Origin of the sequence: Donghicola mangrovi, assembly GCF_013377535.1 — a bacterium.
In the GTDB taxonomy this organism is placed as follows: Bacteria; Pseudomonadota; Alphaproteobacteria; order Rhodobacterales; family Rhodobacteraceae; genus Donghicola; species Donghicola mangrovi.
On record NZ_JABCJE010000003.1, the window covers coordinates 479,692 to 494,597 of the forward strand.

A 14,906-nucleotide genomic window follows, 5' to 3' on the forward strand; every position below is an offset into this window, starting at 1 on the left:
ATAAGGCTTTCCCCTTGGGGCATTCGGTGCAATAGGGAAGCGCCAAACGAAGCTTCCACGGAGACCCGCCATGAAGATTCGCGAGGCGCTGACCTTCGACGATGTACTGCTTGTTCCGGCCGCAAGTAATGTGATGCCCTCGACCGCTGATACGCGGACCCGAGTGACCAAGAAAATTGCCCTGAACATTCCCCTCCTTTCCTCGGCTATGGATACCGTGACCGAAGCCCGCATGGCGATCTGCCTTGCGCAGGCTGGCGGGATGGGCGTGATCCACCGCAACCTCGACATCGAGGCGCAGGCGCGCGAAGTGCGCCGCGTCAAGCGTTTCGAGAGCGGTATTGTTTACAGCCCCGTAACCCTGCGCCCCGACCAGACCATGGCAGACGCCAAGGCCCTGATTGACCGCTACAACTTCACCGGCTTCCCCGTTGTGGACGCCGAGGGCCGCGTGGTCGGTATTGTCACCAACCGTGACATGCGCTTCGCCACCGACGACAAGACCCCCGTCAGCGCGATGATGACCAGCGACAACCTGGCCATCCTGAAAGAACCCGCAGACCGCGACGAAGCGATCAGCCTGATGAAGGCCCGCCGCATCGAGAAGCTGCTGGTGACGGACGCTGCTGGCCACCTGACCGGTCTGCTGACCCTGAAGGACACCGAGAAGGCCGTTCTGAATCCCACCGCCTGCAAAGACGAGCTGGGCCGCCTGCGTGTGGCTGCGGCCTCGACCGTGGGTGACGCGGGCTACGAGCGTACCGCCGCCCTGATCGAAGCAGGCGTGGACATGGTTGTCATCGACACCGCCCACGGCCACTCCGAAGGTGTTGGCCTTGCGGTTGCACGCATCAAGAAAGAATTCGGCGATCGCGTCGAGATCGTGGCAGGCAACGTGGCGACCGGCGCGGCAACCGCTGCTCTGATCGATGCGGGCGCGGATGCGGTCAAGGTCGGCATCGGGCCGGGCTCGATCTGCACCACCCGTATGGTTGCTGGCGTGGGTGTACCCCAGCTGAGCGCGATCATGGATTGCGCGGCATCGGCAGGCGACACTCCGATCATCGCGGACGGCGGCATCAAATTCTCGGGCGACTTTGCCAAGGCCATCGCGGCGGGCGCAAGCTGCGCGATGGTTGGCTCGATGATCGCGGGCACCGATGAATCGCCGGGCGAAGTGATCCTGTATCAGGGCCGTTCGTTCAAATCCTACCGCGGCATGGGCAGCCTTGGCGCGATGGCCCGTGGTTCGGCCGACCGTTACTTCCAGAAGGATGCCGCCAGCGACAAGCTGGTCCCCGAAGGGATCGAAGGTCAGGTGCCCTACAAAGGCCCCGCAGCGGCTGTTCTGCACCAGTTGGTTGGCGGCCTGCGCGCGGCCATGGGCTATACCGGTTGTGCGACCGTCGAAGAGATGCGCCACAACTGCGAGTTCGTCCGCATCACCGGCGCGGGCCTCAAGGAATCGCACGTCCACGACGTTCAGATCACCCGCGAGTCGCCGAACTACCGCGTGGGCTAAGGCCCGTTTGACACTGTAAAACAGGGGCCGTCCGGCGTTCGGGCGGCCCTCTGCCATTCCAAAGGGGGCGCGTATGACACCTGCCGCACGCATTCAGGCCGCAATCGAGATTCTGGACCAGATCACCGACGGGGAACCGGCGGAAAAGGCGCTGACCACATGGGCGCGGAACGCCCGGTTCGCGGGCTCCAAGGACCGTGCCGCCATTCGCGACCACGTGTTCGACGTGCTGCGCCAGCGGTCGTCCTGTGCGGCTGTGGGCGGTGATGACAGCGGGCGCGGGCTGATGATCGGCCTGCTGACCCAAGCGGGGGTCGATCTGGACAGCCTGTTCACCGGAGAGGGTCACGCGCCCCTGCCTATGACCGAGGCCGAAAAGGGCTACGGCCACGCACCCGAGGGCGCCGATGCGCTGGACATCCCCGAGTGGCTCTTCCCCCTGTGGCAGCAGAGCCTTGGCGATGACGCGGCCGAGGTTGCGGCCATCCAGCGCCACCGCGCGCCGGTGTTTCTGCGGGTGAACCTGCGGACCTCTGACGTTGAGGCTGCCGTGGCCACTCTGGCCGTGGACGGGATTGTGGCCGTGCCGCACCCCCTGTCGCCCACCGCGCTGGAGGTCACCGAAAACGCCCGCCGCATCAAGCAATCGCCTGCCTATCTGACTGGTCAGGTGGAGTTACAGGATGCCGCCAGTCAGGCGCTGGTCGACGCGCTGCCTCTGCCCAAGCAGGGCAAGGTGCTGGACTATTGCGCGGGCGGCGGTGGCAAGACGCTGGCCATGGCCGCGCTGACCCGCGCCACCATGTTCGCCCACGACGCCAACCCCCAACGGATGAAGGATCTGCCCGACCGTGCCGACCGCGCCGAGATCGCCGTTCGCATCTGCCGCACGACCGAGTTGCGCGGGCAGGGGCCGTTCGATCTGGTGCTGTGCGATGCGCCCTGTTCTGGGTCCGGTTCGTGGCGCCGCGCGCCCGAGGGCAAGTGGCGTTTGACCCAAGCATTGCTGGACGATGTAACGGCGCTTCAGGCGCAAATCCTGCGGGACGCCGCGCCCTTGGTGGCGGCTGGCGGGGCGCTGGCCTATGCGACGTGCTCGGTCCTCGAGGTCGAGAACCACGCGCAGGTCGAGGCGTTCTTGGCGGGTCATCCGGGCTGGACGCTAGAGACAGAGCGCCTGTTTACGCCGCTGATGGGCGGGGACGGGTTCTTTGTGGCAGTATTTAGAAAGCCCTAACAGAAATTACCTCCTTTGATTGATCCCGCCTTTTGTTAAGCTGCTCTTAATTGTTTTGGCTTAGCAAAAGAGCGGGTTTCGTTCGGGGGCGTCGTTTCATGCCATCAAAAAAGTTCTGGAAGTCACTGCGCCAGCTGCCGGTCACCTTGGCGGCGATCGTCTTTTCCATCTTTCTGCTGGGGGTCGCGGCGGCTGTGTCGCTGATGCCCGAGATGCCGGGGATGAGTGTTGCGGCTCTGGTGGCGGTGCTGGTCAGTCTGGCCGGTCTGACCACGGGCGTTATCGTCCTGTTAACCCGCGCCAAGGCCCGCCCCAGAACCGCGGATCCCCAGTACGAGGGGCTCTTGGATGTGTTCCCGTGCCCTGCGCTGATCACCGACCGCAATGGCAAGGTCCTGCAATTCGCCCCCATGATCACCACCGTCCTGACCGGCGTTGAAATCGGGGCGCCTGTGTTCGGGTTCTTTGGGGAACATGCGCCGCGCGCCCACACGCTGCTGGCCGATTGCCTTGAGGGGCGGCAGGCCCAAGGGATGTGCGCGCTGACCTCGGACAGCTATGCGACCTCGCTGGCGCGGCTGGGGCAGGGGCGCGTGCTCTGGACCTTTTGCAACCGCACCGTGATCGAGGAAATGCCGCTGCCCGAATCCTATGGCGAGGCGCCGCGGCTGACCCTTGGCCGGAACGGCGCGATCCTGTGGATGAACAACGCCCTGCGGCAGATGCTGGGGGGCACCCGCCGCCACGCCCGCGACGCCTTTGTCGATCCGCCGGTCGAGCATGGCCGCTTGATCACCGTGCGCACCAACCGCGCCATCCGCCAATATCTGGCCGTCGAACTGTCCCGAGAGGCTGGCCGCCGCGACATCCTGCTGGTGTCGCCCCCCGCAGGCACCCAGCGCGTCGAGCAGCCCGAGATCGAGCGTCTGCCCGTGGCCATCCTGACCTGCAATGCCGACGGGGCGCTGCTGTCGGCGAACCGTGCCGCGCGCCGTCTGATCTATGGCGACGAGGCCACCGTGCGCCCGCTGCCTGTGCATCTTTCGGGCTTGCTCGAGGGGTTGGGCCGGTCGCTGACTGACTGGCTGAAGCAGGTCTGCGACGGTCAGGCCCCCGGTCAGCCCGAATTCATGCGCCTCTTGGAGCAAGACACTGAACGCTATGTGCAGGTGACCTTGACCCCGCAACTGAACGGTCAGGATTTGCCCCGCGTGATGGTCGTGCTGAACGATGCCACTGACCTGAAGGTCATGGAGGCCAAGTTCACCCAGACCCAGAAAATGCAGGCCATTGGCCAGCTGGCGGGCGGGGTGGCGCACGATTTCAACAACTTGCTGACCGCGATTTCGGGGCATTGCGACCTGCTGCTGTTGCGCCACGAACCGCAGGACCCCGAATATGCGGACCTGATCCAGATCGCGCAGAACTCCAACCGCGCGGCGGCGCTGGTCAGTCAGCTCTTGGCGTTCTCGCGCAAGCAGACCCTGAACCCCGAGCGGCTGGATGTGGGCGCGACCCTGTCGGACCTGACCCATCTGCTGAACCGTCTGGTCGGAGAAAAGGTGAACCTGAAGCTACAGCACAAGTCCGAGACCGGCCCCATCCGTGCCGACAAGCGCCAGCTTGAGCAAGTGCTGATGAACCTCGTGGTAAACGCCCGCGACGCCATGCCTGAGGGCGGAGAGGTCCGCATCACGGCCTCCGAGCAGGTGCTGGATATGCCGATCATGCGCGACCGTGCGCAGGTCCCCGCAGGCCGCTATGTCCTGATCTCGGTCGAGGATGACGGCACGGGCATTCCCTATGAACACCAGTCCAAGGTGTTCGAGCCGTTCTTTACCTCGAAAAAGGCGGGCGAAGGGACGGGGCTGGGCCTGTCCACCGCCTATGGGATCGTCAAACAGAGCGGTGGGTATATCTTTCTCAGCAGTACGCCGGGGCAGGGGACGCGGTTCGACATTTTGCTGCCGGTCTATGGCGCCGAACCAGCGCCCGTGGAAATCCCTGCGCCCGAACCCGTCCGCATCCGCCATGGGGACGGCCGCGTGCTGCTGGTCGAGGACGAGGCCCCTGTGCGCGCCTTTGCCAGCCGTGCCCTGCGGATGCGCGGCTACGAGGTGGTCGAGGCGGCGTCGGCCGAGGAAGCCCTGCGCCATTTCGCAACGCCCGATTTCAGCGTGGATGTGGTAGTGACCGATGTGATCATGCCCGGCATGGACGGCCCCACTTGGGTGGCCGAGGCGATGCGCACCCGCCCCGACCTACGTGTGGTTTTCGTGTCCGGCTATGCCGAGGAAACCTTTGGCGATGCCAAGAAGATCATCGCCAATTCGGTGTTCCTGCCCAAGCCGTTCTCTCTGACGGACCTGACCGCGACGGTGCAGGAACAGATGGGCGAGGCCGTGGCCGCCTGATTACTTGGCTGCCTCGTAGAGCTCGAATTCGCGGGGGCATTTCTGGCGCAGATGCTGGGTGACCTCGTCCGACAGGGCGATCTCTCGGGTCGGGGAGACGTTCAGACGTTCGGTCGTGATCTTGGTGTCCAGCCGCTCTTCCAGAAAGGCATAGAGCTGGTCCAGCCGGTCATAGCGGAACAGATGATCCACACCGCACAGGGCATCGTCATCCCCCGCCAGAAACCGCGCCTGAGACCCCACGTTGGCAAAGGGGGCGGGTTTGCCCTTGGTGTACTCCAGCACAAATGTATCGAAATCGACATTGGCGGTGGAATTGGGGTGGCCGTTCAGCTGGGGCCGCTGACGGTATCTGTACCAGCTGCCCAGCCAATCAACGGGTTCGCGGACCACGGCGATGGTTTGCGGTTTACGGCCCGTAGCCTTGTCGAACATCTTTTCCATGAATCGGGTGTAGCGATAAACGGGCAGGTGTTTCAGCTCGGGCGGGTTCGAGATCACGATATCGGCAGTGGGGGCCAGGGCGGCCTCGAGGGCTGTGGTCCCTGTCTTGGGCACGGATAATAGCGCCAAATTCTGCTTCCAAAACACCAGCATACGGGAACCCTTCTGTTATTCGGGCTTATGATAACCGCCCATTAACCTGCTTGTCCGAAAATATTTGCATCATGTTTCTATTGCAATGTTCTCTTTTTGGTCCAATATGAGAACAAGGCGAGAACATCGCAATGATTGCCGCCCGTGTCAGGGTGTGGAATAAGGATGTCGAGAATGGCAATGGCAGATCTTTTGAGCATGGACAGCAAATCACAGGCAGACAAGCAGAAGGCGCTGGAAAGCGCGCTCGCACAGATCGAGCGCCAGTTCGGCAAGGGTTCGATCATGAAGCTGGGGCAGAACAACCCCATGCAGGAAATCGAGGCGACATCCACCGGCTCTCTGGGGCTTGATATTGCGCTGGGGATCGGCGGTCTGCCCAAGGGCCGGATCATCGAGATTTACGGTCCTGAAAGCTCTGGTAAAACCACTTTGACCCTGCACTGCATCGCGGAAGAGCAGAAAAAGGGCGGGGTGTGTGCGTTCGTGGACGCAGAACATGCGCTGGATCCCCAGTACGCGAAAAAGCTAGGTGTGAACCTCGACGAGTTGCTGATCTCGCAGCCCGACACCGGGGAACAGGCTCTGGAAATCACCGACACGCTGGTGCGCTCGGGCGCTGTGAACATGGTTATCGTGGACTCGGTGGCAGCTCTGACCCCGAAAAGCGAACTTGAAGGCGACATGGGTGATTCGAGCGTCGGCGTTCAAGCCCGCCTGATGAGCCAGGCGATGCGTAAGCTGACCGGCTCGATCAGCCGCTCGAAGTGTATGGTTATTTTCATTAACCAGATCCGTATGAAGATCGGCGTCATGTTCGGAAGCCCCGAAACCACCACCGGTGGTAACGCGCTGAAGTTCTACAGCTCGGTTCGTCTGGACATCCGCCGCATCGGCGCGATCAAGGACCGCGACGAGGTTGTCGGGAACGCCACCCGCGTGAAGGTCGTGAAAAACAAGGTCGCCCCGCCGTTCAAGCAGGTCGAGTTCGACATCATGTACGGCGAGGGGATCTCGAAAACCGGCGAACTCCTTGATTTGGGTGTCAAAGCCGGCGTGGTCAACAAATCGGGGGCGTGGTTCTCTTACGGGGACGAGCGCATCGGTCAGGGCCGCGAGAACGCCAAGACCTTCCTCAAGGAGAACCCGTCGATCGCCAACGAGATCGAGGATAAAATCCGCGCCGCCCACGGGCTGGATTTCTCGATGTCCAACGAAGATAACGACGACGTCCTTTCGGACGACTGACTTTCGGACGACGGATAAATCACGAAATGAAAAGAAGCGGCCTTCGGGCCGCTTTCTTTCTGGCTTTTTCTGCGTCTGCGCGGTAGGGGGCGCACGAACAGGAAAAGGCTGAACTCATGGATCTTCGCAATATCGCGATCATTGCGCACGTTGACCACGGCAAAACGACTCTGGTTGACGCGCTTCTGAAACAATCCGGTGCCTTCCGCGAAAACCAGGCCGTGAGCGAACGCGCCATGGATAGCAACGATCTGGAACGCGAGCGCGGGATCACCATCCTTGCCAAAGCGACCAGCGTCGAATGGAAGGGCACCCGCATCAACATCGTGGACACTCCCGGTCACGCCGACTTTGGCGGCGAGGTCGAGCGTATCCTGAGCATGGTGGACGGTGTGGTCCTGCTGGTGGACGCCGCCGAAGGCCCCATGCCCCAGACCAAATTCGTGACCTCCAAGGCTCTGGCCCTGGGTCTGCGCCCCATCGTTGTTCTGAACAAAGTCGACAAGCCCGACGCAGAACCCGATCGCGCGCTGGACGAATGTTTCGACCTGTTCGCGAACCTCGGCGCCTCGGAAGAGCAGCTGGACTTCCCCTCGATGTACGCATCGGGCCGCGCTGGCTGGTGTGACGCCGAACTGAACGGTCCCCGTCAGGACCTGAGCGCACTGTTCGACCTGATCGTTGACCACGTGCACGCCCCCAAGCAGCAGGAACGCGCCGACGAGCCCTTCCAGATGCTGGCGACCACTCTGGGTTCCGACAACTTCCTGGGCCGCATTCTGACCGGCCGCGTCGAAGCAGGCACCCTGAAAACCGGTGACAGCCTCAAGGCGCTGACCCGCAAGGGCGAGCTGATCGAGAACTTCCGCGTTGCGAAAATCCTGGCGTTCCGTGGTCTGGGCCAGCAGCCCATCGACGAAGCCGTTGCAGGCGACATCGTGACCATCTCGGGCATGACCAAAGCGACGGTGGCAGACAGCCTTGTTGCGCCGTCGGTAAACGTACCGCTGCCCGCACAGCCGATCGACCCGCCGACCATTTCGGTAACCTTCGGCATCAACGACAGCCCCCTGTCGGGCCGCGATGGCAAGAAAGTTCAGAGCCGCGTCATCCGTGACCGTCTGATGAAAGAAGCCGAATCGAACGTCGCGATCCAGATTTCGGACACCCCCGGCGGCGACGCCTTCGAAGTTGCCGGCCGCGGCGAACTTCAGATGGGCGTTCTGATCGAGAACATGCGCCGCGAAGGCTTCGAGCTGTCGATCTCGCGTCCTCAGGTTCTGTTCCGCGACGAAGACGGCCAGCGCATGGAGCCCATCGAAGAAGTCACCATCGACGTGGATGACGACTACACCGGCGCTGTCATCGAAAAGATCACCGGCACCCGCAAAGGTGAACTGGTCGAGATGAAGCCCGCAGGCACCGGCAAGACCCGTATCATCGCGCACGTTCCGTCGCGTGGTCTGATCGGCTATCAGGGCGAGTTCCTGACCGACACCCGTGGTACCGGCGTTCTGAACCGCGTGTTCCATTCGTGGTCGCCCCACAAAGGCCCGATCCCCGGCCGTCGCGCTGGCGTTCTGATCTCGATGGAAGCAGGGCAGGCGGTTGCCTACGCTCTGTGGAACCTCGAAGATCGTGGCCGCATGTTCATTGACCCCCAGGACGAAGTCTATGAGGGCATGATCATCGGCGAGCACAGCCGTGACAACGATCTGGACGTGAACCCGCTGAAGGGCAAGAAGCTGACCAACGTTCGCGCCTCGGGCACCGACGAAGCGGTTCGCCTGACGCCCCCGATCAAGCTGTCGCTGGAAGAAGCGATCGCCTACATCGACAACGACGAGCTGGTCGAAGTGACCCCGAACAGCATCCGTCTGCGCAAGCGTTACCTCGATCCGCACGAGCGTAAGCGCATGGCGAAACAGGCCTAAAAGCAAAGGCCCCGAGGTGATCCTCGGGGCCTTTTGTTTTCCGGTGGTCCGGTGAATGGCCCCCGTGGGGGCCGGTTCCGTTCCGGTTATTCGGTCAGCTCTACGATGACCAGATCACGCTCTGCCGCGCCTTTGGCGTGGGACAGAGCGGCCTGATATTCCGCCGAATGATAGCAATCGATCGCCGCCTGTTTCGAGGGAAACTGCGCGACCACATGGCGTTCGCGCTCTGCCCCTTCGAGGATGTGGTAGTCCCCGCCACGGGCGAGGAAATGACCACCATGGGCCGCAATCGCGGGTCCGGCCAGCTTGGCGTATTTGCCATAGGCCTCGGCGTCGGTGACGTGGACGTGTGCGATCCAGAGTGCGGGCATCTTAGGCTCCGATCACGGCTTTGGCGGCCGCGATGGCGGCGTCTGCGTTCTCGGCATCCTTGGCGCCGCCCTGAGCCATGTCGGGACGGCCACCGCCACCCTTGCCACCCAGTTCGGTCACGGCTGCCTTGACCAGATCCACGGCGCTGACTTTGTCGGTCAGGTCGGCGGTCACGCCAGCGGCCACGGCCACTTTGCCATCCGCCTCAGCGATCAGCAGGATCGCGGCCGAGCCCAGCTTTTCCTTGTGTGCGTCGATCAGCGAGGGCAGGTCCTTGCCGGTCACGCCCGACAGAACCTGCGCCAAGAAGGGCACGCCGTTCACGTCTTGGGCCGCCACTTCGGCCTTGCCGCCACCGGACATTGCCAGTTCGCGGCGCAGTTGGGCCACTTCGTTTTCCAGCTTCCTACGCTCGTCCAGCAGGGTCTGAACGCGGGCGGTCAGGTCTGCGGGCTGCGCCTTGAGGACGCCAGCGATCTCGGAAACGCGCTCTGCCTGCTCGCGCAGGTAGTTCAGGGCGGCTTGGCCGGTCAGCGCTTCGATCCGGCGGACACCGGCGCTGGAGGCGCTATCGGACAGGGTCAGATAAAGGCCGATCTCGCCGGTCTGGCCGACGTGGGTACCGCCGCAGAGTTCCAGCGAATAGGTCGCGCCGTCCATGCCCTTGCCCGAACCGGGCAGGTTGCCCATGGACACAACGCGAACTTCGTCGCCGTACTTTTCACCGAACAGAGCCTGCGCCCCCAGACCACGGGCATCGTCCGGGGTCATGATGCGGGTTTCGACCTTGGTGTTCTGGCGGATGAACTCGTTCACCTCGGCGTCGATCTGGGCCAGTTCCTCGGCGCTCAGGGCCTTGTTGTGGCTGAAGTCAAAGCGCAGACGGTCCTCGGCGTTCAACGAGCCGCGCTGGGCCACGTGATCCCCCAGAGCGTGGCGCAGAGCCTCGTTCAGCAGGTGAGTGGCCGAGTGGCTGGAGCGGATCGCGCTGCGGCGATCGTGGTTCACAACCAGTTCCGCGCCCTGACCACGGTCGATGGTGCCTTCGGTGACTTCGACCATGTGGATGAAGACGCCAGCGGCCTTCTTGGTGTCGGTGACGCGGGCCTTGCCGGTATCGGTTTCGATCACGCCGGTGTCGCCGATCTGACCGCCGCTTTCCGCATAGAAGGGGGTCTGGTTCAGAACGATCTGAGCGGTGTCGCCTGCGGCCAGCTTGTCGGTCTTGGCGCCGTCCTTGACGATGGCCACGATCTGACCTTCGGCGGTTTCGGTGTCATAGCCAAGGAAATCGGTGGTGCCTTTTTCGTCGGCGATATCAAACCAGATGCTGGCATCGGCGGTTTCACCCGAACCGGACCAAGCCGCGCGGGCTTTGGCCTTTTGCTCGGCCATGGCGGCGTCGAAACCGTCGGTGTCCACGGTGCGGTTCTGTTCGCGCAGCGCGTCCTGGGTCAGGTCGAGCGGGAAGCCATAGGTGTCATAGAGCTTGAACGCAGCGGCGCCGGGCAGGGGCGCGCCCTCGGGCAGCTCGGCCACTTCGTCGGCCAAGAGCTTCAGGCCACGGTCGAGGGTCGAGTTGAAGCGCTTGCCTTCCAGCTCCAGCGTTTCTTCGATCAGCGACTGTGCGCGGCCCAGTTCGGGATAGGCCGCGCCCATCTGACGAACCAGTGCGGGCACCAGTTTGTGCATGATCGGGTCCTTGGCACCCAAGAGGTTCGCGTGACGCATCGCGCGGCGCATGATGCGGCGCAGAACGTAGCCACGGCCATCGGCAGACGGCATCACGCCATCGGCGATCAGGAACGCGGTCGAGCGCAGGTGGTCAGCGATCACGCGGTGATGCACGTTGCCGGGGCCGTCAGGCTCGCCGTCGGTCACGTCGGCGCTGGCCTCGATCAGGCTGCGCATCAGATCGGTGTCGTAGTTGTCGTGCTTGCCTTGCAGCAGGGCGCCGATACGCTCCAGACCCATGCCGGTGTCGATCGACTGCATTTCCAGATCGATCATCGAGCCGTCTTCGAACTGCTCGTTCTGCATGAAAACGTTGTTCCAGATCTCGATGAAGCGGTCACCGTCCTCGTCGGGCGAACCCGGAGGGCCACCGGCAATGTGTTCGCCGTGGTCAAAGAAAATCTCGGTGCAGGGGCCGCACGGGCCGGTCGGGCCCATCTGCCAGAAGTTGTCTTTGGTCGGGATGCGGATGATCTTGTGATCTTCGAAACCGGTGACCTTTTTCCAGATGTCTGCAGCCTCGTCATCCGTGTGATAGACGGTGACCAGCAGCTTGTCCTTGGGGATGTCGAAATCCTTGGTCAGCAGTTCCCACGCGAAATGGATCGCCTGTTCCTTGAAATAGTCGCCGAACGAGAAGTTCCCCAGCATTTCAAAGAAGGTGTGGTGGCGTGCGGTGTAACCGACGTTATCAAGGTCGTTGTGCTTGCCGCCAGCGCGGACGCATTTCTGCGCGGTGGTGGCGCGCTTGTAATCGCGGGTTTCGACACCGGTGAAGCAGTTCTTGAACTGCACCATGCCCGAGTTCGTGAACATCAGCGTCGGGTCGTTGCGCGGAACCAGGGGCGACGAGGGCACAACCTCGTGTCCCTGCTTTGCGAAGTAGTCGAGGAAGGTCGAGCGGATATCGTTCAGCGAAGGCATGTCGTCTCTTTCGTTCTGGCGTGGGCCAAGCGTTCCGAAATTGTCTAGCGGCGTCAGGATGCCTTGTCCATAAGCCCGAACCGCCTTTGGCATGTGCAAAAAGGATACGGGGACCCATGGGGCGCTTTGGTGTAACTTGTGCCTGACTTTTCTGGCCTGTAAATTGCATGCTGCAAGACAGCATTCGCAAACGCCAAGGATACGCCAATGTGCCGCTGGGCCGCCTACATCGGAGAGCCGATCTTTCTGTCCGAAGTCGTGACGGACCCCAAGCATTCGCTGGTCCATCAGTCCCACTGTGCGACCCAATGTTCGACCGCGATCAACGCGGATGGGTTCGGCGTGGCATGGTATGGCGACCGCGAGGAACCGGGTCTGTACCGCGACACGAACCCCGCGTGGTCCGATCCGAACCTGCGCTCACTGGCCTATCAGGTGAAGTCGGGGCTGTTTATGGCCCATGTGCGGGCCTCGACCGGCACGGCGACCAGCCGCAACAACTGCCATCCGTTTTCGGTGGGCAAGTGGAGCTTTATGCATAACGGCCAGATCGGGGGCTTCAACGCCATCCGCAAAGACGTGGACATGATGATCTCGGCCAAGCTGTACGACTGCCGCAAGGGCGCCACGGACAGCGAGGCATTGTTCCTGATCGCCCTGGACGAGGGGCTGGAGGATGATCCCCACGGTGCCATGCTGCGAGCGGTGGCCCGGCTGCAAATCCTGTCCGAGGAAAAGGGCGGCTTGCCCCATATGCGACTGGCGGCGGCCTTGTCGGACGGGGTGAACCTTTATGCGATGCGCTATGCGTCGGATGAATTCGCGCCCTCGCTCTATTATCGCTGGAGCGATACGCGGAACGGGTGGGCTGTGGTGTCCGAACCCTTGGAAACCGACGAAACCGATTGGGTCGAGGTGCCTGCGGGCAGCTGGCTGCGGTTCGGGCCGGACGGGATGGAGCAGGGGTGTTTTGCGCCCGATCTGCACCGGGCGCACAAGGTCGCCTAAAGCGCGATATACCGGTCGCGGCGGTGGTTCGTCGCGATAATCAGGTTCACGATCACCGCCCCCAGCAGCGAATACAGAACCGTCGGCAACGGCAGGATAAAGAACGCCACCGTGAACAGGCAGGCGTCAAAGATCAGCTGGGTGTGACCCGCGCGAAAGCCGGTTTTGTCCTGCAAATACAGCGCCAGAACACCGATCCCGCCAAGGGATGCGCCATGCCGGAACAGCACCATCAGGCCAAGCCCCGTAACGCCCGCCATGATGATCGTGCCCACAACGGGGTCAATCTGGCTGAACTGTACATAGTTCGGCAGCGCGTCTGCGATGAATGACAGCAGCGCCACGGCTATGAACGTTTTGATCGTGAAACGCGGGCCCATGCGCAGATAGGCCAGCACGTAGAACGGGATGTTCACCAGAAAAAACAGGATGCCGAACTTGATCCCTGTAATGTAGCTGAGCAAAACCGCCAGACCGGCGGTCTGTCCGGTGATCAGCCCCAGATTGGTCAGGATCAGCAGTCCCAGCGAACACATGGTGGTCCCAAGGGCAAAGGCTTGGGCGTCGTCGGCAATGGTGTGGTTAATAGAATTATGCGGCTCTGCCATGTCGATTGTCTTTTTGATCATCGGGAAAAATCTCAGTCCGCGATATAACGGTCGCGCCGATGGTTAAAGGCTATAACGCCATTCAGAATGACTGCCCCCAGCAAAGAGAACATGACGACGTGGGGATCAAACAGGAAAAAGGCCACCGAAAACAGGATCGCGTCGAAGCCAAGCTGCACGTAACCCGCGCGGATGTTCAGGTATTCCTGCGCCATCAGGGCCAGCACGCCAAGGCCGCCGAGCGACGATTTGTGCCGGAACGTCCCAAGCAGGCCAAAGCCGGTCAGCACCCCGAACGCCACGGTCCCGAACCACGGGTTCAGCTCGGAAAAGGGCATGAGGCCGGGCACCACGGCCATCAGGATGGACAGGATCGTGACGCTGATCGCGGATTTGATGGTGAATTCGGGGCCCATGTAGAACCACGCGACGATATAGAAGGGGATGTTGATCCCCCAGAACACCCAGCTGAAGCTCAGGTGCGTCAGATAGCTGATGATCAGCGCAAGCCCTGCGGTTTGCCCTGTGATGAACCCGAGTTGGGTCAGAAAGGTCAGGCCGATCGAGGTGGTGATCAGGCCGATCGACAGACCCTGAAGGTCTTCGAGCAGAGTGTGTTTCTGCGGGGAGGGGGGGATATGATAGGAGGCTGGCATACTGCCCAATTTAGGGCAGTATTGTTGACCTGTCTAGATGCTGCGTGCGCAAAGCTGCACTGCGGCGATGTCAGGTGTTCGCCTCGAACCAGCGGTCGATACGTAGTTTCAACGCTTCCCAGATGGCGGGGGCGCCGCGTTTGACCTTGGAGCCGACGCGGGTTTCCAGCTGCGCCGTGGTCACGCTGTATTCGATCCAGCTGCCGCCGCCGGTTTCCAGATTGGCGATGACAGGCTGCACGCGGTCGATGGACTTGGCGAAAATCGCGTCGTCGGTTTCGGCTGCCTCGAACTCTTCCCACAGGGCGCGGTAAGTGTCGCGCTGGTCGGGGGGCAGCAGGCCGAACAGACGGTCGGCGGCGGCCTGTTCTAGTGCCGCCTGCGCCTCGGGGTCGGGGGCGCCGTGGATGGGGGCATCGCCTGCGTCGATCTCGACGATATCATGCAAGAGCAACATCTGAATCACCCGCCCGACATTGACGGGGCGGATGGCGTGCTCGGCCATGGTCAGGGCGTAAAGGGCGATGTGCCAGCTATGCTCGGCAGAGTTTTCGCGGCGCGAGGCATCGCAGAGCGTCGTGGCGCGGTTGACGGATTTCAGGCGATCCGCCTCGGTCAGAAAGGCGAGCTGCGCTGAAATCCGGTCCAT

General features: G+C 62.4%; 12 protein-coding genes. 6 read left to right on the plus strand and 6 right to left on the minus strand.

The window, feature by feature from the left end:
- Positions 1–70: 70 nt before the first annotated feature.
- From guaB to HJ536_RS10290, 3 genes are all read left to right on the plus strand, one after another.
- Positions 71–1,522: an IMP dehydrogenase gene (gene guaB, locus HJ536_RS10280; protein ID WP_176853200.1), complete on the plus strand. Its 1,452-nt coding sequence runs from the start codon at positions 71–73 to the stop codon at positions 1,520–1,522.
- Between the two features lie 73 nt (positions 1,523–1,595).
- A complete protein-coding gene (locus tag HJ536_RS10285) occupies positions 1,596–2,759 on the plus strand; it encodes an RsmB/NOP family class I SAM-dependent RNA methyltransferase (protein WP_176853199.1) in 1,164 nt (387 codons plus the stop codon).
- A 98-nt stretch (positions 2,760–2,857) separates the two neighbouring features.
- Entirely contained in the window at positions 2,858–5,173 is a 2,316-nt protein-coding gene (locus tag HJ536_RS10290) for a hybrid sensor histidine kinase/response regulator (RefSeq protein WP_177157626.1), read from the plus strand.
- Here HJ536_RS10290 and HJ536_RS10295 read toward each other — a convergent pair whose 3' ends face one another.
- Positions 5,174–5,746 (minus strand): gamma-glutamyl kinase, encoded by a 573-nt coding sequence (locus tag HJ536_RS10295; protein ID WP_338082428.1) that lies wholly within the window; start codon positions 5,744–5,746, stop codon positions 5,174–5,176.
- Between the two features lie 198 nt (positions 5,747–5,944).
- On the opposite strand from HJ536_RS10295, the gene recA reads away from it, so the two are divergent.
- Positions 5,945–7,018: a recombinase RecA gene (recA, locus tag HJ536_RS10300; protein ID WP_176853196.1), complete on the plus strand. Its 1,074-nt coding sequence runs from the start codon at positions 5,945–5,947 to the stop codon at positions 7,016–7,018.
- Positions 7,019–7,134: 116 nt separating this feature from the next.
- Positions 7,135–8,952, plus strand: coding sequence for a translational GTPase TypA (gene typA / locus HJ536_RS10305; protein WP_176853195.1), 1,818 nt, complete (start codon positions 7,135–7,137; stop codon positions 8,950–8,952).
- An 86-nt stretch (positions 8,953–9,038) separates the two neighbouring features.
- Here typA and HJ536_RS10310 read toward each other — a convergent pair whose 3' ends face one another.
- Positions 9,039–9,326, minus strand: a complete 288-nt coding sequence (locus tag HJ536_RS10310; protein ID WP_177157628.1) for a DUF1330 domain-containing protein — start codon at positions 9,324–9,326, stop codon at positions 9,039–9,041.
- Position 9,327: 1 nt separating this feature from the next.
- Complete coding sequence (alaS, locus tag HJ536_RS10315) at positions 9,328–11,985, minus strand: alanine--tRNA ligase (protein WP_177157629.1); 2,658 nt, start codon at positions 11,983–11,985, stop codon at positions 9,328–9,330.
- A 207-nt stretch (positions 11,986–12,192) separates the two neighbouring features.
- On the opposite strand from alaS, the gene HJ536_RS10320 reads away from it, so the two are divergent.
- A complete protein-coding gene (locus tag HJ536_RS10320) occupies positions 12,193–12,993 on the plus strand; it encodes a class II glutamine amidotransferase (protein ID WP_176853192.1) in 801 nt (266 codons plus the stop codon).
- Here HJ536_RS10320 and HJ536_RS10325 read toward each other — a convergent pair.
- The 3 genes from HJ536_RS10325 to HJ536_RS10335 all read right to left on the minus strand — a co-directional run bounded on the left by HJ536_RS10325 (position 12,990) and on the right by HJ536_RS10335 (position 14,906).
- Entirely contained in the window at positions 12,990–13,601 is a 612-nt protein-coding gene (locus tag HJ536_RS10325; RefSeq protein WP_176853609.1) for a YitT family protein, read from the minus strand. The genes HJ536_RS10320 and HJ536_RS10325 overlap by 4 nt on opposite strands.
- A gap of 32 nt (positions 13,602–13,633) precedes the next feature.
- Positions 13,634–14,257, minus strand: a complete 624-nt coding sequence (locus HJ536_RS10330) for a YitT family protein (protein WP_177157630.1) — start codon at positions 14,255–14,257, stop codon at positions 13,634–13,636.
- A 70-nt stretch (positions 14,258–14,327) separates the two neighbouring features.
- Positions 14,328–14,906, minus strand: a complete 579-nt coding sequence (locus HJ536_RS10335) for an HD domain-containing protein (protein ID WP_176853190.1) — start codon at positions 14,904–14,906, stop codon at positions 14,328–14,330.